The organism is Parvimonas parva, assembly GCF_045866535.1.
Taxonomy (GTDB): domain Bacteria; phylum Bacillota; class Clostridia; order Tissierellales; family Peptoniphilaceae; genus Parvimonas; species Parvimonas parva.
In genome coordinates, this window is record NZ_AP038371.1 from 551359 (window position 1) to 571276 (window position 19918).

Annotated in this window: 19 protein-coding genes and 1 tRNA gene; all 20 read left to right on the forward strand. The window is 28.4% G+C overall.

Annotated features, from left to right (window positions below; all coding sequences use genetic code 11):
- The first annotated feature begins 9 nt into the window (after positions 1-9).
- Entirely contained in the window at positions 10-1341 is a 1332-nt protein-coding gene (locus tag ACKTSI_RS02920; RefSeq protein ID WP_288981014.1) for an APC family permease, read from the forward strand.
- Positions 1342-1427: 86 nt separating this feature from the next.
- Positions 1428-2210, forward strand: a complete 783-nt coding sequence (locus tag ACKTSI_RS02925; protein ID WP_407863061.1) for a hypothetical protein — start codon at positions 1428-1430, stop codon at positions 2208-2210.
- Positions 2191-2976 (forward strand): threonine/serine exporter ThrE family protein, encoded by a 786-nt coding sequence (locus tag ACKTSI_RS02930; protein WP_201275100.1) that lies wholly within the window; start codon positions 2191-2193, stop codon positions 2974-2976. Before ACKTSI_RS02925 ends, ACKTSI_RS02930 begins: the two co-directional genes overlap by 20 nt.
- A gap of 8 nt (positions 2977-2984) precedes the next feature.
- On the forward strand, positions 2985-3470 hold the full coding sequence (locus tag ACKTSI_RS02935) for a threonine/serine exporter family protein (RefSeq protein ID WP_201275091.1): 486 nt from the start codon (positions 2985-2987) through the stop codon (positions 3468-3470).
- A gap of 116 nt (positions 3471-3586) precedes the next feature.
- Positions 3587-3683: transfer RNA gene (locus tag ACKTSI_RS02940), tRNA-Sec, on the forward strand.
- 89 nt (positions 3684-3772) lie between these two features.
- The gene (locus ACKTSI_RS02945; protein WP_201275090.1) at positions 3773-4087 is read left to right on the forward strand and encodes a YerC/YecD family TrpR-related protein; all 315 of its coding nucleotides are present in this window, start codon (positions 3773-3775) and stop codon (positions 4085-4087) included.
- A 155-nt stretch (positions 4088-4242) separates the two neighbouring features.
- A complete protein-coding gene (locus ACKTSI_RS02950; protein WP_407863062.1) occupies positions 4243-6018 on the forward strand; it encodes an aminopeptidase P family protein in 1776 nt (591 codons plus the stop codon).
- Positions 6003-7877, forward strand: a complete 1875-nt coding sequence (uvrC, locus tag ACKTSI_RS02955) for an excinuclease ABC subunit UvrC (protein ID WP_407863063.1) — start codon at positions 6003-6005, stop codon at positions 7875-7877. The genes ACKTSI_RS02950 and uvrC overlap by 16 nt, the downstream gene beginning before the upstream one ends.
- A gap of 1 nt (position 7878) precedes the next feature.
- Complete coding sequence (hprK, locus tag ACKTSI_RS02960; protein ID WP_201275087.1) at positions 7879-8811, forward strand: HPr(Ser) kinase/phosphatase; 933 nt, start codon at positions 7879-7881, stop codon at positions 8809-8811.
- A gap of 10 nt (positions 8812-8821) precedes the next feature.
- A complete protein-coding gene (gene murB / locus ACKTSI_RS02965; protein WP_407863064.1) occupies positions 8822-9709 on the forward strand; it encodes a UDP-N-acetylmuramate dehydrogenase in 888 nt (295 codons plus the stop codon).
- A gap of 3 nt (positions 9710-9712) precedes the next feature.
- Positions 9713-10564 (forward strand): RNase adapter RapZ, encoded by an 852-nt coding sequence (gene rapZ, locus ACKTSI_RS02970; protein WP_311525808.1) that lies wholly within the window; start codon positions 9713-9715, stop codon positions 10562-10564.
- Positions 10558-11529, forward strand: coding sequence for a YvcK family protein (locus ACKTSI_RS02975; protein WP_308577303.1), 972 nt, complete (start codon positions 10558-10560; stop codon positions 11527-11529). The genes rapZ and ACKTSI_RS02975 overlap by 7 nt, the downstream gene beginning before the upstream one ends.
- Before the next feature lie 129 nt (positions 11530-11658).
- Complete coding sequence (dnaJ, locus tag ACKTSI_RS02980) at positions 11659-12789, forward strand: molecular chaperone DnaJ (protein ID WP_407863065.1); 1131 nt, start codon at positions 11659-11661, stop codon at positions 12787-12789.
- Positions 12789-13727, forward strand: a complete 939-nt coding sequence (prmA, locus tag ACKTSI_RS02985) for a 50S ribosomal protein L11 methyltransferase (protein ID WP_407863066.1) — start codon at positions 12789-12791, stop codon at positions 13725-13727. The genes dnaJ and prmA overlap by 1 nt, the downstream gene beginning before the upstream one ends.
- On the forward strand, positions 13720-14448 hold the full coding sequence (locus ACKTSI_RS02990) for a 16S rRNA (uracil(1498)-N(3))-methyltransferase (protein ID WP_288868139.1): 729 nt from the start codon (positions 13720-13722) through the stop codon (positions 14446-14448). Before prmA ends, ACKTSI_RS02990 begins: the two co-directional genes overlap by 8 nt.
- Before the next feature lie 7 nt (positions 14449-14455).
- Positions 14456-15766: a tRNA (N(6)-L-threonylcarbamoyladenosine(37)-C(2))-methylthiotransferase MtaB gene (gene mtaB, locus ACKTSI_RS02995; RefSeq protein WP_407863067.1), complete on the forward strand. Its 1311-nt coding sequence runs from the start codon at positions 14456-14458 to the stop codon at positions 15764-15766.
- A gap of 7 nt (positions 15767-15773) precedes the next feature.
- Positions 15774-17729 (forward strand): methionine--tRNA ligase, encoded by a 1956-nt coding sequence (metG, locus tag ACKTSI_RS03000; protein WP_407863120.1) that lies wholly within the window; start codon positions 15774-15776, stop codon positions 17727-17729.
- Positions 17729-18499 (forward strand): TatD family hydrolase, encoded by a 771-nt coding sequence (locus tag ACKTSI_RS03005; protein ID WP_068471924.1) that lies wholly within the window; start codon positions 17729-17731, stop codon positions 18497-18499. Before metG ends, ACKTSI_RS03005 begins: the two co-directional genes overlap by 1 nt.
- 1 nt (position 18500) lies before the next feature.
- A complete protein-coding gene (gene rnmV / locus ACKTSI_RS03010) occupies positions 18501-19052 on the forward strand; it encodes a ribonuclease M5 (RefSeq protein WP_068471922.1) in 552 nt (183 codons plus the stop codon).
- Between the two features lies 1 nt (position 19053).
- Positions 19054-19896: a 16S rRNA (adenine(1518)-N(6)/adenine(1519)-N(6))-dimethyltransferase RsmA gene (rsmA, locus tag ACKTSI_RS03015; RefSeq protein WP_308577311.1), complete on the forward strand. Its 843-nt coding sequence runs from the start codon at positions 19054-19056 to the stop codon at positions 19894-19896.
- The last annotated feature ends 22 nt before the right edge of the window (positions 19897-19918 follow it).

A 19918-nucleotide genomic window follows, 5' to 3' on the forward strand; every position in this document is an offset into this window, starting at 1 on the left:
GTAATTTTTATGACCAATAAAAATAAGATGGGATTATTAAGTATAATTCTATTAGGATTTAACTCTATTATTGGTTCAGGTATATTTTTATTACCTAACAAAGTAATGGCATTAGTTGGTCCTTCCGCACTTTTGGTAACAGTTTTTGATGCAATTTTGGTTATTAGTATAGCAATGTGTTTTGCCGAAGCTGGTGGGATGTTCAAGAAAAATGGAGGACCTTATGTTTACGCTAAGGAAGCATTCGGAGAATTTATAGGCTTTGAAGTAGGATTTATGAAGTGGGCTATCGCTATTATTGCTTGGGCAACAATGACAGTTGGTTTTGCTGAAGCGTTAATGGGATTATTACCAAAAGATACTTTTTCAAATCCAAATTTAGTTAAAGCAATAATTGTAACAATTATAGTTGTTTTACTTACTGTACTTAATCTATCAGGTATTAAAGCTACAAAAATTGTAAATAATATTGTAACAACTGGAAAGTTATTACCACTTATTATTTTTATCGCCGTTGGTTTGTTCTTTATAAATGGTTCAAACTTTACTCCATTCTTTACTCCTGGTAAATTAAAAGATGGTTCAGTTATGTCATCCGGAGCGGCTATCGGTGCTGCAGCGCTTACAATTTTCTATGCATTTACCGGTTTTGAAAATATTGCTGTTGCTGCTGAAGATATGGAAAATCCTGAAAGAGATGTTCCTAAATCAATTCTATTAGTAATTTTATTATGTTCAATATTCTATATCGCAATTATTGGTATAGCTATTGGTATATTGGGACCTGATTTAGCTGTTTCTAAAGCTCCTGTTCAAGATGCTTTCCAAAAAATAATTGGTAATGCAGGTAAATTCTTAGTTGGAGCAGGTACTTTAGTATCAATTGGTGGTATTAATATTGCTGCATCAATAGGAACTCCAAGAAGTGGTGCTGCTTTAGCAAATGACGGATTAATTCCAAGAGTTATTGCTAAGAAAAATTCAAAAGATGTTCCATACCTTGCTATCATAATTACAGGGGTTATTACTTTAGCATTAGGATTATATGGTTCATTAATTGGTTCATTTGCAATCTTAGCAGCTATCAGTGTAGTTTCAAGATTTGCACAATATGTACCAACTTGTTTATCAGTAATTGTTTTAAGAAAGAAACGTCCTGACTTACAACCATCATTTAGAGTTCCATTTGGTCCAATAATTCCAATTTTTGCAGTTGTTGTAAGTTTTTGGTTATTATATAAATCAGATATGCAAAAGATTATTATAGGTCTTGGTGGATTAGCGATTGGAGTAGTTGTTTATTTCTTAATGAAATTAGTAAATAAAGAAAATGCTAATTAGTGAAAATTAAAATTTATAGAGAAGAAATTATTTCTTCTCTATTTTTTATTAGAAGTTTATGGTAAAATATACTTAGAGGTGATTTTATGAATAATAAATTTTTTAATATTTTTAATATAAGTAAATTAAAAAAAGTTTTTGTTTTATCTATTATTTTTATTTTTAGTTTTTCTTTTACTTCTAAAATTTCTTTTGCAGATGATAATTTTGATAGAGCTAATAGAATTTACGATATGAATTATAGAACATTTTTTATAGGTAATATTGTTGATGATTCTAATGATAAATTTAAAGTAAAGATTACTACAATATTTTTAGGAGAAAATTTAAAAGAAATAGAAGTTCCTAAATTTAAAGAATATAGTTATAGTGTTTTAACACCTGTAAAGGGAGATTATTTTGTAGGAATTCTAAAAAAAGATAATACTTTAGATTTAACTTGGATTTTTAAGGCAACTTCAGGAAATTATGAAACTTTGTATCTTGCAAATGATAAAGACCCGGAAAATTCTGAAGTTAAATTATTTCAAAATATGATAAATAAGGGAGAGTATGTCCCTAATCTTACTGAAATGGAAAAAAATAGGCGTTTAGAGGCTAATAAGACTACAAAGCCTAAAGATGATTTTAAGAAAAATTATGATGAATTAACTGAAGAAGAAAAGAAAAATAGATTAGAGGCATTTAATGAAAAATCTGAAAAAGATTATAAAGAAAGAATGGAAGTTATAGCTAATTTATTTAAAAATCCAGTACTTTTAATTGTTCCGGGAATTTTATTTTTAGCGATATTTTATGTTGTTCGTTCAAGAAAAAAATATTTAAAAGAAATGGAAGAACGTATTGAAGATGAATATGATGAAGAATAATTCTATAAGCAGTGATATTGAGGCAAAAAAATTATTAAATTTTAGTATTAAATTTTCATATTCTTTGCTTTACAATGGAGCTGAAGTTTATAGGGTAGAGGATAGTATAAATAGAATTTGTAAGTCTTTTGAAAACATAAAGGCAGTTAATACTTTTGCTTTAAGTAATATGGTGATAATTTCATTTGTGTATAATGGTACTAATTATACAACTATGAGAAGAGTAAATGATTCGGGGAAAAATTTAGAAAAGATAGCATTGCTAAATGAGTTATCCAGAAATATAGTTTCAGGAAATGTTGATATTGATGGAGCATTTAAAGAATTAAAAAATATAAAAAATAAAAATTCCTATAATAATTTAACTATAATTTTATTAGTTACAATATCAGCACCATTTTTGGCATTTATATTTGGTGGAACTTTAGGTGATTTTATTCCTGCATCATTAGCAATGTTAGTTGAAATGTCATTTTTGACTTATGTTGAAAAATTAAAATTACCATCTTTTTTGACAATTTTTTTATCTGCAAGTACAGTTACACTTTTTACAATGACTATGTCTAGGATTATTCATATACAAAATGTATCAAGTATTATAATTGCAGGAATTATTCCACTGTTTCCCGGAATACAGATAACTAATTCTATGAGGGATATTTTATCAGGGGATATTTTGTCAGGTGTAATAGGAATAATGTCTGCAATATTTACAGCAGTTTCTATTGCGATAGGTGTAGTTTTGATGCTTAGAATTTTTGGATAGGTGATTTTATGGATTTGTTTTTAAATGTATTATGTGCGGTTGTATCCAGTGTTGCATTTTCTGTATTTTTTATTGTTCCTAAAAAGTCAATTCCTTATTGTACAGTTATTGGAACAATTAGTTGGATAGTTTATTATCTATCTAGTAAATATTTTGGAAATGCAGTTAGCAATTTAATTGCATCAGTTGTTGTTGGGCTTTTTGCTGAATATTTTTCTGTAAAATTAAAAATGCCTTCTACGGTATTTTTATACATAGGAATTGTAATGTTGGTTCCTGGATATGGAATGTATAAAACGATGGAGTATTTTGCTAAAAATGAATATTTATTTGCTTTAGACAGTGGAATTAATACAGTGGTTCATGCATGTTCAATAGCAATCGGTGTTTTAATTTCTTCTGTGTTTTCTAAGTCAATTAAGCGAGTTAAGTTTGATAGGGTTAATAAAATTAATGAAATAACAGAAATAATTGGAGAATTAGGTGAAAAATAGGTAAATTACTTAATTTAAGCACATTTGATTGGTGGATAGAACTTATTTATTAAAAATTTTCATAAAAATGTTGATTTTTTTCAAAAAATAATGTATAATACATAATGTTGTTTTATGGGAGTAGATGAGTTCTGGTGTGCTCTCTGGTCTTCAAAACCAGCGTAAGGAGTTTGTAGCTTCTTAGGTGGGTTCGATTCCCACATATTCCCGCCAATCTTTTATAAAATAGTTTAATACTTGACTATTGTTTTATAATGAAGTATAATAATGTTAAAATATTATTAAATAAATGGAGGTATGTTATGTCAAATTTAAAAAAATTACAATCAAGACAATTAGATGAGTTTTTTGAAGCAATTTTAATGTTAAAGACTAAAGATGATTGTTATGCTTTCTTTGAAGATGTTTGTACTTTACGTGAGTTAAATTCTATTTCTCAAAGATTAGAAGTAGCTAAACTTTTAAAAATTAGAAAAACTTACAATGAAATTGAACTTGAAACAGGAGCATCAACTGCTACAATTAGTAGAGTAAATAGATCATTACAATTTGGAGCAGAAGGCTATGAATTAGTTCTTGATGCTTTAATATCTAAAGATTTAAAAAATAAGAAATAATTAAATTTGAAAAAATAGATACCATTTCTTTTGAAATGGTATCTATTTTTTTGTTCAGGAAAAGATTTTTATTATTGTTTGAAAATTTATTGAAATATTAAATTTACAATGCTATAATATAATTGTTAAAATTAAATTTTTAAGGGGGTATTGTTATGATTAATGAAAGAATAAGAAAATTGAGAAAGTTGATGGACAAGAAAAATATAGATGCGTATATTGTTCCTAGTTCAGACCCACACCAATCTGAATATTTAGCAGATTATTACAAAACTAGACAATTCATTACTGGTTTTAGTGGTTCAGCAGGTACTGCTGTTATTACTACAAAAAAATCTGGCTTATGGACTGATGGTAGATATTTTATTCAAGCAGGAAAAGAATTAGCAGGAAGTGAAGTTGAACTTTATAAAATGGGGCTTGCAGATTCAATTACTATTGAAGAATTTTTATTACAAGAATTTCCTAATAGGGCAAAGGTTGCTTTTGATGGTAATAATACTTCTGTTGCAGAATATGAAAATTTGATGAAAAAGTTACCTAATTTTGAATTTATAACTGATGTTGATTATGTTGGAGAAATTTGGAATGAAGAAGGTCGTCCAGCAAGTCCAGATAGTAAAGTTTATATTTTTGATGAAAAATATTCTGGAGAATCAACTTCTGATAGAATTGCAAGACTTAGAGGAATGATGAAAGATAAAGGAATTGATTATCATTTTATTGGTTCTTTAGACGATATTGCTTATGTTTTAAATATTAGAGCAAACGATGTTCAATGCAATCCTGTTGTCATTTCTTATTTATTAGTTTCTGAAAATAATTGTAATTTATATATTGATAAAGCAAAATTATCAGAAGATGTTATTAAATATTTGGAAGAAAATCAAATTACAATTAGAGATTATGAACTTATCGGTAGAGATATTTCAAATATAGAATCAAAGAAAACTTTATATTTAGAAGCTAGAAAAACAAATGTTGCTGTTTATTCATCAATCCCTAGAGGCATAAATGTTGTTAAGGGTCTAAATCTTACTTCAATAATGAAATCTCACAAAAATGAAATTGAAATAAAAAATACTAAAAATGCTTTCATCAAAGATGGTGTTGCTTTAGTTAAATATTTCAATTGGTTAGAAACTGGGGTTCCTACAGGAACTATAACTGAAATGATTGCTTCTGAAAAATTATTAGAATTCAGAAAGCAACAAGACTTATTCATAGAAGACAGTTTTGAATCAATTTCAGCTTATGGGGCAAATGCATCAATGCCACATTATAAACCAAGCCATGAAAATCCTGTAAAAGTTGAGCCAAGAGGTTTATACTTAATTGATAGTGGTGGACATTATTTAGATGGAACGACTGATATCACTAGAACTATTGCTCTTGGAGAATTAAAAGAAGAAGAAATTTACCACTATACATTAGTTTTAAAAGCGCATATTGCTTTAATGGACGCTAAGTTCTTAGAAGGAACAAATGGTGGTTACTTAGATGCTTTCACTAGATATAATCTATGGAAAAACAGAATTAACTTTAACCATGGAACAGGACATGGGGTTGGTCATGTTTTAAATGTTCATGAAGGTCCACAAAGAATAGCTACAGGTGGAAATGATTATCCAATGGAAGTTGGAATGGTAACTTCTGATGAACCTGGAATCTATATTAGTGGTAGTCATGGAATTAGAATTGAAAATATTATGGTTTGTGTTAAAGATGAAATGACTGAATTCGGTCAATTCTTAAAATTTGATAATCTTACAGTTGTACCTATTGACACAAGACCGGTTGATAAGTCATTATTAACTAAAGAAGAAATTGTTTGGTTAAATGACTATAATAAGATGTGTTACGAAAAATTATCTCCATATTTAAGTGGACATGATTTAGAATATTTAAGAGAACAATGCAAGGAAATTTAAGAGAATTTGATATAAATTACGAATTGAAAAAGCTACCGGACTCTCCGGGAGTTTATATAATGTATGATAAGGAAGATAAGATTATCTATGTTGGCAAATCTGTTTCTTTAAAGAATAGGGTTAGGTCATATTTCAATACAAATCATAAACATAAAAAAGTTCAAGCTATGGTAGAGCATATTCATAGATTTGAATATATTATCGTTAATAATGAAACTGAAAGTTTAGTTTTAGAGGCTAATTTAATTAAGAAGAATAGACCTAAGTACAATATAAATTTAAAGGACGATAAGCAATATCCTTATATAAAAATTACAAATGAAAAATTTCCTAAAATTTTAAAAGTTAGGGATGTAAAAAATGATAAGGCTCAATATTTTGGGCCTTTTCCTACAATTTCAGACTTGGAAAAATTAGTGGAATTATCTATATTAATTTATAATGTTAGAGATTGTAAATTGAATTTTGACAAGGGAAGATTTTTACAAAGACCATGTATGAGTTATTACTTGGAGAGATGTTCTGCACCTTGTACTCAAAATATAGATAGAGAAAATTATAATAAAGATATAAAAAAATTAATAAAATTTCTTTCAGGGGATACAACTGAAGTTAAAGAAATTTTATTTAATAGAATGAAACAAGCATCTGCAAAGCAAGAATATGAACTTGCTATGAAATATAGAGATTTTTTGAATGAATTAGATGACTTGTTTACAAAACAAATTTTTAATATAAAAAAATTTAAAGAATATCATTTGATTTCTTATGCTTATGCTGAGAATATTTTAACAGTTGCTATTTTTGTTGTAAACGATGGTCTTGTTGTTGATAGAAAACATTTTATTGTAGAAAACATTTTGGACTTGGATTTTGAAGAATTATTTTCAAATGTAATAAGACAATTCTATATAAATCATCATAGTAATGTTAAAGAGGTTTATATAGACTATGCAGAAGAGAGATTTTTAGATGAAATTTCATCATTCTTATCAAATGTATTTTCTAAAAATTCTGTTTTGGTTAAAAATCCTAAAAAAGGTGTAAAATTTGACCAAATGAAAATTTTGAAAAAGAATGCAAGCGAAATTTTAACAAAACATATTTTTGATAATAAGAGCATTAACGTTAAATATTTACAAGCAATAAATTATCTTAAAAATATTTTAGATATTGAAATTTTAAATAGGATTGAATGTTATGATATTTCAAATATTTCCGGAGATTTTAATGTTGGAAGTATGGTTGTCTATAAAAATGGTTTTAAAAGCTCAAAAGATTATAGAAAATTTAAGATAAAAACTGTTGTAGGGCAAGATGATTATTCAAGTCATAGAGAAATGCTTACAAGAAGATTTAATAGGCTTTTAGATGAAAAAATTAATTCAACAGGTAGCAGTTTTTCAGAAACTCCGGACTTAATTCTTATGGACGGTGGGAAAGGTCATGTTAATGTTGCAAAAGAGGTTCTTTTGGAGAAAAATTTGAACATTCCGGTTATTGGACTTGTGAAAAACGATAAGCATAGGACTAAGGGTATAATTTTTGAAGATAATTACATTGAATTGGATATAAATACAAATATATATACAAATATATATAGATTTCTTTTTGATATTCAAGAAGAGGTACATAGATTTGCTATAAATTATCATAGAAGTTTGCAAAATAAAAAATTACAAAATTCTATACTTGATGAGATAAAAGGTGTTGGAGAAATAAAGAAAATTAAATTATTATCACATTTTGGAAGTATTTCAGCGATAAAAAAAGCTAGTTTAGATGAACTTGCTATGGTTGATAAAATGGATAAAAAGACGGCTAAAAATATTTTTGATTTTTTTAATAGTGAGGGATAATATGAAAAAAAGTGTTCTGCTAAAAGACTTAGTTGAAAAACTTGGACTTGAGATTGTTTATAAAAGTGAAAATTATGAAAATATAGAAATTGATTTTAATGAAGTAAATAGACCGGGACTTCAACTTTGTGGTTTTTTTGATAATTTTCCGTATAAGAGAATTCAAATAATTGGTCAACCGGAACATGAATACTATAATAAATATTTGCCTTTTGATGAGAGAAGAAATATTTTTGATAAAATTTTTACTTATGAAATTCCTGCTTTAATTTATAGCTATGGAATATCTGTTCCTTATGAAGTTTATTCTCTGGCTAAAAAACATAATAGGACAATTTTGAGAGTTGACTATGGTACTACAAAATTAATTTCTAAAATGAATGCTATTTTAGAATATGAACTTAGCGAAGAGATTAGAATACATGGTGGATTACTTGAAGTTTTCGGTATGGGTATTTTGATACTTGGAAAAAGTAGTATAGGAAAAAGTGAAACTGCTTTAGAACTTATTGGTCGTGGACATAGACTTGTTGCCGATGATGCCGTTGATATTAGAAAGATAGATAATAAACTTTATGGAGAATCTCCTGAAAATATTCGACATTTCTTAGAGATAAGAGGTCTTGGGATATTGGATATTCAAAGACTATATGGCGTAGGTGCAATAAAGAAATCTACTGAAATAGATTTTATAATCGAGCTTGAAAATTGGAAAGATGATAAAGAATATGATAGACTAGGTCTTGATGATAAATATAAAACTATATTGGGAATGGAACTTCCTTATATTGTAATTCCGGTAAAACCTGGTAGAAATATTGCTTTGATTGTTGAAGTTGCAGCTAGAAATATGCGTCAAAAAATGTATGGTTATAATGCAGCTGAGGAACTTAGCAAGAGAATAATGGAAGAAATAAAAAATAAAACAAAGTAGGTAGGTAGATATGATATTTGATAAATTAAATTGTATTGTAAGATACGATGAGCCTTTAAAAAATCACACGACATTTGGAATTGGTGGAAGTTGTATTGCTTTGATAGAGCCAAGAGAAGTTGAAGATATAATTGAGGCTATAAAAATTTGTAGAGAAAATAATATTAAATTTTTTGTAATAGGTAATGGGTCAAATTTACTGGTTTCAGATGAAGGATACAATGGAGTTATAATAAAATTAAAGAAAGAATTTTCAACAATCAAAGTTGAAGGGGAGTATGTAATAGCAAAATCCGGCGCAAAGCTTTCAGAGGTTTTTGATGTAATATTAGAAAATTCTTTAGCCGGATTTGAATTTGCCTCAGGAATTCCAGGAACCATAGGTGGAGCTATTTATATGAATGCCGGTGCTTATGGTGGAGAGATGAAAGACATAGTTGAAACTGTTGAAGTTTTGGATATGGATACTTTCGAAGTCAAAGAATTAAAAAATGAAGAACTTGAATTTTCTTATAGAAATAGTATAATTCAAAATAAAAATTATATAGCATTGGCAATAAAATTAAAATTGCAAAAAGGAAATAAAGAAGAAATAAAAGCAATTTATGAGGATTTAAGAGAAAAAAGAAATTCAAAACAACCTTTGAATTTCGGCTCAGCCGGTAGTACATTTAAAAGACCTGAAGGACATTTTGCATCAAAGTTAATAGAAGATTCAGGGCTTAAAGGTTATCATATAAATGACGCTTGGGTTTCCGAAAAACATTCCGGTTTTGTAGTTAATAAAGGAAATGCAAGTTGTAAAGAAATTTTAGAACTTATCGACCATGTAAAAAATATAGTTTTTGAAAAATTTGGCGTTAAGTTGGAAATGGAAGTAAAAATTTTAAAGGATTAGATTATGGAAGCAGTTATAATTACAGGAATGAGTGGTGCAGGAAAGACATTAGCCCTTAATCATTTTGAAGATATGGGATATTATTGTATGGAAAATTTGCCACCAAAATTTATTGTTGACTTTGTTGAACTTATAAATAATTCCACAAAAACAATTGAAAAACTTGCGATAGTTATAGATGTTAGAGCGAGATTTTTTGAAGATTTATCAGAAACAATTCAAAATTTAAAAAAGATGGATTGTGAACTTAAAGTTTTGTTTTTAGATTCAAGTAATAGAACTCTTATAAATAGATATAAGGAGTTAAGACGTCCACACCCGATAAATCCGAATGGCTCTTTATCTGATTCAATAGAATTGGAAAGAGAAATGCTTAATGATATAAAAGATAAGTCAGACATTATTATAGACACGACAAGACTTTCTCCAACGGGTTTTAAAAATAGATTGAATTCATTTTTCTTTAATGGAAATAAGAGAGATTTAGTTATAAATATTGAATCTTTCGGTTTTAAAAACGGAATTTTAGTAGAGGCAGATTTAGTTTTTGACGTTAGATTTTTACCTAATCCGTATTATATTGAAGAATTAAAAGCGCTTAACGGAAAAAATGAAGAAATCCAAAATTATGTTATGAGTTTTGAAGATTCAAATACTTTTTTAAATAAAATTGTAGATTTGTTAGAATTTTTAATTCCGAAATATAAGGCAGAGGGAAAGAGTATGCTTACTATTGGAGTTGGTTGTACTGGTGGAAAGCATCGTTCTGTTTGCTTAGCTGAAAAATTATTTATAGAATTAAAAAAATCTCATTCAAATGTAAATATTTCTCATAGGGATGAAAGACTATGGTAGAAGATATTAAAATAACAACAATTGGTGGTGGGACAGGAAGTTCGACTATACTAAAAGGGTTAAAAAAATATTTTAAAGATATTACTGCAATTGTAACTGTTGCTGATGATGGAGGAAGCTCCGGAATGTTAAGAGAAGATTTAGGTGTTATTCCTCCCGGAGATATTAGAGCTTGTTTAATTTCTCTTGCAAATACAGAAAAATCTATGGAAAGATTGATGAATTATAGATTTAAAGAGGGAAATTTAAAAGGACAAAATTTTGGAAATTTATTTTTAGTTGCAATGGCTGATATATACAAAGATTTTGTCTTGGGAATAGAAGAAACTTCAAATATTTTAGCAATAACGGGGAAAGTTTTACCGGTTACTTTGGATAATATTAAATTATTTGCAGAGCTTGAAAATGGAGAAATAATTGAGGGTGAAAGTAATATAACAGCTTTAAACTTAGAAGATAAAAACAGCAGTAGAATTGATAGAGTTTTTATTTCTCCAAAATTTGCAAAACCACTTAATGAAGTTGTATATGAAATTTATAATTCAGATGTAATTTTAATAGGTCCAGGAAGTTTATACACCTCTGTAATTCCTAATTTATTAATTTCTGAAATAGGTGATGCGTTAGTTAATACAAAGGCAAAAATATGCTTTGTTTTAAATGTTGTTAATCAATCAACAGAAACTTTCAATTACAAAGTTATTGACCATTTAAATGCAATTTATAAGCATTGTGAGGGAATTAAGATTGATACCATAATTGTAAATAACGAAAAAATTTCTGATGAAATAAATATAAAATACAAAAGAAAAAGTGCAAGTCAGTTGTTACTAACTGATGAAGAAAGAGAATATTTAAAAAAATTAAAAATAAGAGTCTTAGAAGAAAAGTTAGTAAGTAAAACTTCAGGTTATTCAAGACATAATGAAGATAAACTTGCCAGATTAATATTAGAAAATTTTTAAAAGAAGATTGCATTAGCTTTAATGCAATTTTTTTGTTACTCAAAATAATCTTTAATACTAGAAAGAAAATCACATTTGTGGTAAAATAATATATTGAGAAATTATGATTTATTTATGTTAGGAGAGATTATGAGAGATTTATATGAAATTTTAGGGGTGGATAAAAATTGTAATAAAGCAGAATTAAAATCTGCTTATAGAAAGCTTGCAAAGAAATATCATCCTGATGTTAATCCTGATGATAAAGAGGCAGAAGAAAATTTTAAAGAAGTAAACTTTGCTTATGAAATTTTAAGCGATGATGATAGAAGGCAAAAGTACGATACATACGGAGAGGCAAGTTTTAATTCAAACGCATCAGGTGGCTCAGGCTTTGGTGGATTTTCAGATATGGGAGATATTTTTGAAAGTTTCTTTGGTGGATTTGGAGACTTTAGTGGATTTGGTTCAAGTTCAAGGAATTCAAATCGTCCAAGAAAGGGTCAAGATACTGAAGTTTATTTAGATTTAGATTTTTTTGAGGCAGTTAATGGTGTAGAAAAAGAAATTTTTGTAAATGTAAAAACTGTATGTAATACTTGTTCAGGAACAGGCGCAAAACCCGGAACAAAAAAGGTAACTTGTAAAAAATGTAATGGACGTGGTAGTGTTAGAGTTCAAAGACAAAGTTTTTTTGGAACAGTTGTATCTGAGGAATTATGTAGCGAATGTAACGGTACAGGAGAAATTGTAGAAGAAAAATGCGAAAAATGTAAGGGTAAAAAATATGTTTTAGTTAGAAAAAAATTCACTATTAAAGTTCCTAAGGGTGTAAATACAAATAATATTATGACTTTAAAGGCTCAAGGAAATTGTGGAGAAAATGGTGGACCTAATGGAGATGTTTATGTAATTTTTAAAGTAAAATCTCATGAACTTTTTGTAAGAAACGGAAACGACGTTTCTTATGAATTGCCAATTTCTTTTACAGAGGCAACTTTGGGTGCAGAAGTGGAAATTCCGACTCTTGAAGGAAAAGAAACTTATACAATTCCTGAAGGAACGGATACAGGAACTGTATTTACTTTAAAGGATAAAGGAATTTCTGATGTTAATGGATATGGGAAGGGTAATTTAAGTTTTAAGGTTAAAATTATTACTCCAAAGAATTTAACTGATAAACAAAAAGAGCTTTTGAAAGAATTTTCTAATGAAAGAGAAGAACATTTAACAGAGCATAAGAAGAACTTTTTTGAAAAAGTAAAGGAGCTATTTGAATAATGGATTGGACCGAAATTGAAGTTGTAGTAAAGAATAAATATGAAAATAATATTGTAGGAATACTTTATTTATTTGATATTGATGGTATAAATATATCAGATTCAAGAGATTATGAAGAGTTTGCGAAAGAAAAGCCTTATTGGGTAGTTTTAGATGAGGAAGATTTTGTTAAGAGTGAATTTATTACTGCTAAAACTTATCTAAAAAATGATGATGAGCTTGAAGAAAATTTAAAACTTTTAAATGAAAGAATTTCAGAATTTGAAAAGGAATATAATGAAAAAGTCATTTTAAAGATAGATTCTAAGATAAAGACTGAGGACTGGGCTAATGAATGGAAGAAATATTACAGACCAACAAAGGTCGGTAAAAATTTCATTATAAAACCAACTTGGGAAGAATATGACTTATCCGAAAATGAAGTTATGATTGAATTAGACCCTGGAATGGCTTTTGGAACAGGAACTCACGAAACAACAGCTTTATGTTTAGAGGCTCTTGAAAAATTAGAGTTAAAAGATAAATTAGTTTTCGATATAGGCTCAGGTAGTGGAATTTTATCTGTTGGAGCTTTAAAACTTGGGGCCAAAAAGGTTGAGGCAGTAGATATTGATATTCTAGGTGTGGAGGCTACTTTAGACAATGCAAAACTTAATAAAGTTGAAGATAGAATTATAGTTCATCATGGAGATTTATGTGAAAAATTAAATTCAAAAGCTGATGTTATTGTTGCAAATATATTAGCACATATCTTGGTAAAATTACTTGGAGATATAAGTAAATTTATAAAAGATGATGGAATTTTTGTCGGCTCAGGAATTATTGATTCAAAGTACAAAGACGTTGAAGATGCTTTGATTGAAAGTAATTTTGAAATTCTGGAAGTAAACAAAAATAAAGACTGGGTTTGTGTTATTGCAAGGAGAAAAAATGCATAGATTTTTTACAGATGAGTCTATTATAGACGGAGAAGTTAAAATTTATGGTGATGATTATAATCACATAAAAAAAGTTCTTAGAATTGCAGAGGACGAGAAAATCGAAGTTGTAGTTTCGGGAGCACTTTATATTGGAAATATACAGATTTGTGATAAATACATTTCTGTATATAATTTAGAAAAATCTTTAGAAAATACTGAATCAAATGTAAAAATTCATTTGCTACAATGTTTAGCAAAGGGTGAAAAGATGGATTTGATAGTGCAAAAGGCTGTTGAGCTTGGAGTTTTTGATATAACTTTGGTAAATTCTAAAAGATGTGTTGTAAAATTTGATGAAAAAAAAGAGCATAAAAAAATTGAAAGATTGCAAAAAATTTCTTATGAGGCATCAAAGCAGTCAAAGAGATTGATTGTTCCTAAAGTTAATGAATTGATACAGTTTAATGAAATTATGGATTTTGTTGGAGATAATATTTTGCTTGTCGCTTATGAGGAGGATAAAAATATTTCTCTAAAAAATATAATTGCCAAGATAAAGGAAGAAAATACCCATAAAGATATTTATATATTGATAGGTTCAGAGGGTGGATTTGAGAGAGAAGAGGTTGAATCTCTGACTCAAAAAGGTGCTTATAGCATTGGACTTGGTGCTAGAATTTTAAGGACAGAAACTGCAGGCATAAATTTACTTTCAATTTTACAATATGAATTTATGTAGGAGGTTTATGAATAAAGTTAGTTTTTTAACTCTAGGTTGCAAGGTCAATCAGTATGAAACTGAGGCCATGCAGGAGTTATTTAAAAAGCGAGGATATGAGATTTGTAACGAAAATGATATATGCGATGTATATGTTATAAATACTTGTACCGTTACTAATTTGAGCGATAGGAAATCAAGACAATTTATTTCCAGAGCGAAAAAATTAAATAAAGATGCTATTTTAGCCGTTGTAGGTTGCTATTCACAGGTTGCACCGGACGAGATTTCTGCGATTGATGATGTTGATGTAATCATCGGTACGAAAAATAGAGCTAGGATAGTTGAATTATGTGAAGAATCTAAAAAATCAAATATAAAATTTAATATTGTTTCAGAGCTTACAAAAGATTGTGGTTTCGATGTGTTGTCAATCGACAATCAGGAGAGCAAAACAAGGGCATATATAAAAATTCAAGAGGGCTGTAATATGTTTTGTACATACTGTATAATTCCTTATGCAAGAGGTCCAATTAAATCAAGATCGATTGATGATATATATGATGAGGCTATAAAACTTGGAAACAACGGATATAAGGAGATAATTATAACCGGAATTCACGTTGGCTCTTATGGACTTGACCTTGGAAATGATATTAGACTTATTGATGTTATAGAAAAATTATCTACGATAGAAAATATTGACAGAATTAGACTTAGTTCAATTGAGGCAGGAATTATATCGAGAGATTTCTTAGAAAGACTTAAAAATTGCAAGAAAGTTTGTGAGCATTTCCACTTGTCGTTACAAAGTGGTTGCGATAAGATTTTAAAACTTATGAATAGAAGATACACAACGGATATGTATAGAAAAAAAGTTTTAATGATTAAAGAAATTTTTCCAAATGTTGCTCTTACAACAGATATAATCGTTGGTTTTCCAGGAGAAAATGATGAAGACTTTAAGGAAACTTTAGAATTTGTAAAAGAAATTGGATTTTCTAAAATTCATGTCTTTAAATATTCTCCAAGAAAAGGAACTCCGGCTTATGATTTTAAAGAACAAGTTGATGGTAATATAAAGAAACTTAGAAGTAATGAATTAATTTTGTTGGCAAAAGATATGACAACGGAATTTTTGAAAAAAGAACTTTCAGATAGACATGAAGTGCTATTTGAAGAAAATGTTAATGGAAATAGACTTGTGGGTTATACAAGAAATTATATCAGATTCTCTGCTCCATACAATGAAAATATGAAAAATAAAGTAGTTTATTGTAATGGTCTTTCAGTTGAGGGAGAAGAAATTTTTGGATTTGCAAGTAAAATAAAGATTTGATAGGAGGATTATTTTGGAAAAGAAAAATTTTTATTTAACAACACCGATTTATTATCCAAATAGTAATTTACATTTGGGGCATACTTACACAACAATAGTTGCAGATGTTTTGAAAAAATATAAAGAAACTCAAGGTTTTAATGTATTTTTTACAACAGGTACTGATGAACATGGTCAAAAGTTACAAGATTCTGCAATTAAAGCTGGTAAAAAACCGTTAGAATATATTGACCCGATAGTTGAAAGTGCAAAAGAACTTTGGAAAACTTTAGATATAGATTTTGATGCCTTTGTTAGAAGTACAGATAAAACTCACGAAAAAAATGTTATGGAAATTTTTACAAAACTTTATGAAAAAGGTGAAATCTATAAGGGAAGTTACAAGGGAATGTATTGTGTTCCTTGTGAGGCTTTTTGGACTGAAAGTCAACTTGTAGAGGGAAATAAATGTCCTGATTGTGGCAGAGAAGTTGTTCCTAGTGAAGAAGAAACATATTTCTTTAGACTTTCTAAATATCAAGATAGACTTCTAAAATTATATGAAGAAAATCCGGATTTCATTCAACCTGAATCAAGAAAAAATGAAATGATTAGTTTCATTAAAGAGGGTTTAACAGACCTTTCTGTTACACGTTCAAGTTTTGATTGGGGTGTTAAAGTTCCTTTTGATGAAAAGCATGTTGTATATGTTTGGATAGATGCTTTAAGTTGTTATTTAACAGGTATAGGATATGGAACAGATGAAGAAAAATTCAATAAATTTTGGCCTTGTGATGTTCATTTAGTTGGTAAAGAAATTATGCGTTTCCATGCAATTATTTGGCCTGCAATCTTAATGGCTTTAGATTTACCACTTCCAAAGAAAATTTTTGGACATGGTTGGATTTTATTCGATGAAGATAAAATGAGTAAAAGTAAAGGAAATATTGTTTACGCAGAACCAATCATCGAAAGATATGGAATGGACGCTTTAAGATATTTTATGCTTAGAGAATTTACTTTTGGACAAGACGGAAACTTCACTTATTCAAAAATGTTAAATAGAATTAACTCAGACCTTGTAAATGATTTGGGAAATTTAGTTTCAAGAAGTGTTGCAATGTGTGAAAAATATTTTGAAGGTTTAGTTCCTGCTCAAACAGAATTAACAGAACTTGACAAAGATTTAATTGAAATGGCAACAAGTACAAGAGATAGAGTTTCTGACTTAATTGATAAACTTAACTTCTCAATGGCACTTGAAGAAATTTGGAAATTTGTTAGAAGAACAAATAAATATATAGATGAAACAACTCCTTGGGCTTTGATTAAAGAGCAAAAAGTTGATAGATTAAAGACTGTAATTTACAATTTACTTGAAAGCATTAGAATTATTTCAGGTTTAATAAAGCCGTTTATGAGTGAAACTTCATCAAAAATAAATGAACAAATAGGTTATTCTGAATTTTCTTATGAAGATTTAACTAAATTTGGTCTTATCAAAGAAAGCACAAAAGTTTGTAAAGGCAAAAACTTATTTGACAGACTTGATGTTGAAAAAGAATTAGAGATAATTGTTCAAAAAAATGCTGAGCTTATAGAATTTAGAAAGAAGAAAAATTCAGGAGAGAAAGAAAAAGAAGAAGTTGTAGAAGAAAGAGAAACTATAACAATAGATGACTTTGCAAAAGTTGAATTAAAAGTTGGAAAGATTTTAGAATGTGAGCCACACCCAAAAGCTGATAGACTTTTAGTTTTCAAAATTGATTTAGGAAATGAAGTTAGAACTATCGTTTCAGGAATAAGAAAATTCTATTCAGAAACGGACTTGATAGGTAAAAAAGTTATCGTTGTTACAAACTTAAAACCGGTTAATCTAAGAGGTGTTGAAAGTAATGGAATGATTCTTGCTGCCTCTGACGATAAAGATTTGAGTGTGTTGACTGTTTTAAGTGATATGAAAGAAGGAACAAAGGTATCATAATGAAGATAGTAGATAGTCATTGCCACATTGATGATGAAAAATTCGACCAAGATAGAGATGCGATAATTTCAAATTTTGAAAATGACGAGATTGACTTTATCGTTGACCCTGCTTGTGATATTGCATCAAGTGAAAAGATTATAGAAATTGTAAAAAAATACGATAGAGTTTATGGAGCTGTCGGTATTCATCCACATGAAGTTGAAGGAATAACTGATGAAGATTTGGAAAAAATTTATGAAATGTCTTTTAGCGAAAAGATAGTTGCCATTGGAGAGATTGGACTTGACTATTATTACGACAATTCTCCAAGAGAAAAACAAAAAGAAATTTTTAGAAAACAACTTGAAATAGCTAAAAAAAGAAATCTTCCGGTTATAATTCATACAAGGGATGCAATGGGAGATACTTACGATATTTTATCTGAATTTAAAGGAGAAGTTGTCGGAGTAATGCATTGTTATACCGGTTCAAGTGAAATGGCAAAAAGATTTATGGAGCTTGGATATTATATTTCAATTTCCGGAGCAGTAACTTTTAAAAATGCAGTTAATGTTAGAGAAATGGTAAAGACTATTCCACTTGATAATTTGCTTGTGGAAACGGATAGTCCGTACTTAACTCCTGAGCCGAATCGTGGAAAGAGAAATGAGCCAAAGTATGTAAGATTTACTGCTGAAAAAGTTGCAGAACTTAAAGAAATGGAAATAAATGATTTAATTTATAATACAAATAGTAATGTTAGAAATCTTTTTTCAATAGAGGATTAATATGAAAAAAATTAAGGAAATAATAGTAGTTGAGGGGAAAGATGATATTTCAAAAGTAAAATCAGCCTTTGATTGTGATGTTATCGCAACTAACGGGACACATTTTTCTAAAAATTTGTTAAAAAGATTAAAAGAGGCAAATGAAAAATGTGGGATAATTGTATTTACCGACCCCGACTATGCAGGAGAAAAGATTAGAAAAAATATAAATAGAGTTGTTCCAAATTGTAAAAATGCTTTTTTAAGTAGAAATCTTGCATTAAAAGGCGATAATGTAGGCGTTGAGAATGCAAAGGTTGAAGATGTAATTGAGGCGATTGAAAATGCAAAAGTAACAGTTTTGGAAAGAAAAGATGAAATTGATTTGAGTGATTTAATTTCACTTGGAATAAGTGGAACAGGAAATAGCAAAATGTATCGAGAAAAACTTTGTGAATATTTTAAAATTGGCTACTGTAATTCAAAACAATTTGTAAACAGATTAAACAGTTTTGGAATAACTAAAGAAGAATTGCTTTTAGCTACCGAAAAAATTTTAGGAGAGGAAGTTTAAAATGGATTTATATAAATTATCAGTGATAAAAGAAATTTGTGATAAGTTTGGATTTTCTTTTTCTAAAAATTTTGGACAAAATTTTTTAACAGATAGAAATATTTTAGAAAAAATAGTTGAAGTTTCAGAAGTTGACAAAGATTATGGAGTAATAGAAATTGGACCTGGTTTTGGCGTTCTTACAAAATTTTTGCTGGAAAAGGCAGGAAAAGTTGTTTCCATAGAAATTGATACAAGATTAAAAGAAGTTTTGGATTATACATTGAGTGAATATGACAATTTTGAATTTGTTCAGTCAGATGCTTTAAAGATTGATTTTAAAAAACTTATTGAAGAAAAATTTACTCAAAAGAAAATAGTTGTAGTTGCAAACTTACCATATTATGTAACAACACCGATTATAACAAAAATTTTGGAAAGTGATTTAGACTTGGAGTCTGTAACCGTAATGGTACAAAAAGAAGTTGCTCAAAGACTTGTAGCTGATGAGAATAGCAAAGACAATTCAAGCATAAGTCTTTTTGTAAAATATTATGCAGATGCAAGTATAGCTTTTAATGTTTCAAGAAATGTTTTTGTTCCGGCACCTAATGTTGATAGTGCAGTTGTCAATATGAAACTTAAAAAAGAAAGATTTGAGTATGAAAAAACTATGTTCAAACTTATTAAAAATGGATTTGAAAATAGAAGAAAGACAATTTTAAATTCATTTTGTAAATCCGGAATTGAAAAAGAAAAAATTATTAAAGTTTTAGAAAAATTAAATATAGACCCACGAACAAGAGCTGAAAAATTATCACTTATAGAATTTCAAAAAATTGCAAAAGAATATGAAGAAATTTAATTGTTTAGTGATAAATTTCTAG

Coding starts and splice junctions, on each gene's coding strand:
- uvrC (WP_407863063.1), top strand. CDS start 6,003: ATGCAAGGAAATTTAAGAGAATTTGATATAAATTACGAATTGAAAAAG.
- ACKTSI_RS02950 (WP_407863062.1), top strand. CDS start 4,243: ATGATTAATGAAAGAATAAGAAAATTGAGAAAGTTGATGGACAAGAAA.
- mtaB (WP_407863067.1), top strand. CDS start 14,456: ATGAATAAAGTTAGTTTTTTAACTCTAGGTTGCAAGGTCAATCAGTAT.
- ACKTSI_RS02920 (WP_288981014.1), top strand. CDS start 10: ATGACCAATAAAAATAAGATGGGATTATTAAGTATAATTCTATTAGGA.
- murB (WP_407863064.1), top strand. CDS start 8,822: ATGATATTTGATAAATTAAATTGTATTGTAAGATACGATGAGCCTTTA.
- ACKTSI_RS03005 (WP_068471924.1), top strand. CDS start 17,729: ATGAAGATAGTAGATAGTCATTGCCACATTGATGATGAAAAATTCGAC.
- rsmA (WP_308577311.1), top strand. CDS start 19,054: ATGGATTTATATAAATTATCAGTGATAAAAGAAATTTGTGATAAGTTT.
- prmA (WP_407863066.1), top strand. CDS start 12,789: ATGGATTGGACCGAAATTGAAGTTGTAGTAAAGAATAAATATGAAAAT.
- rapZ (WP_311525808.1), top strand. CDS start 9,713: ATGGAAGCAGTTATAATTACAGGAATGAGTGGTGCAGGAAAGACATTA.
- ACKTSI_RS02930 (WP_201275100.1), top strand. CDS start 2,191: ATGAATATGATGAAGAATAATTCTATAAGCAGTGATATTGAGGCAAAA.
- ACKTSI_RS02990 (WP_288868139.1), top strand. CDS start 13,720: ATGCATAGATTTTTTACAGATGAGTCTATTATAGACGGAGAAGTTAAA.
- ACKTSI_RS02975 (WP_308577303.1), top strand. CDS start 10,558: ATGGTAGAAGATATTAAAATAACAACAATTGGTGGTGGGACAGGAAGT.
- dnaJ (WP_407863065.1), top strand. CDS start 11,659: ATGAGAGATTTATATGAAATTTTAGGGGTGGATAAAAATTGTAATAAA.
- ACKTSI_RS02925 (WP_407863061.1), top strand. CDS start 1,428: ATGAATAATAAATTTTTTAATATTTTTAATATAAGTAAATTAAAAAAA.
- hprK (WP_201275087.1), top strand. CDS start 7,879: ATGAAAAAAAGTGTTCTGCTAAAAGACTTAGTTGAAAAACTTGGACTT.
- ACKTSI_RS02945 (WP_201275090.1), top strand. CDS start 3,773: ATGTCAAATTTAAAAAAATTACAATCAAGACAATTAGATGAGTTTTTT.
- ACKTSI_RS02935 (WP_201275091.1), top strand. CDS start 2,985: ATGGATTTGTTTTTAAATGTATTATGTGCGGTTGTATCCAGTGTTGCA.
- rnmV (WP_068471922.1), top strand. CDS start 18,501: ATGAAAAAAATTAAGGAAATAATAGTAGTTGAGGGGAAAGATGATATT.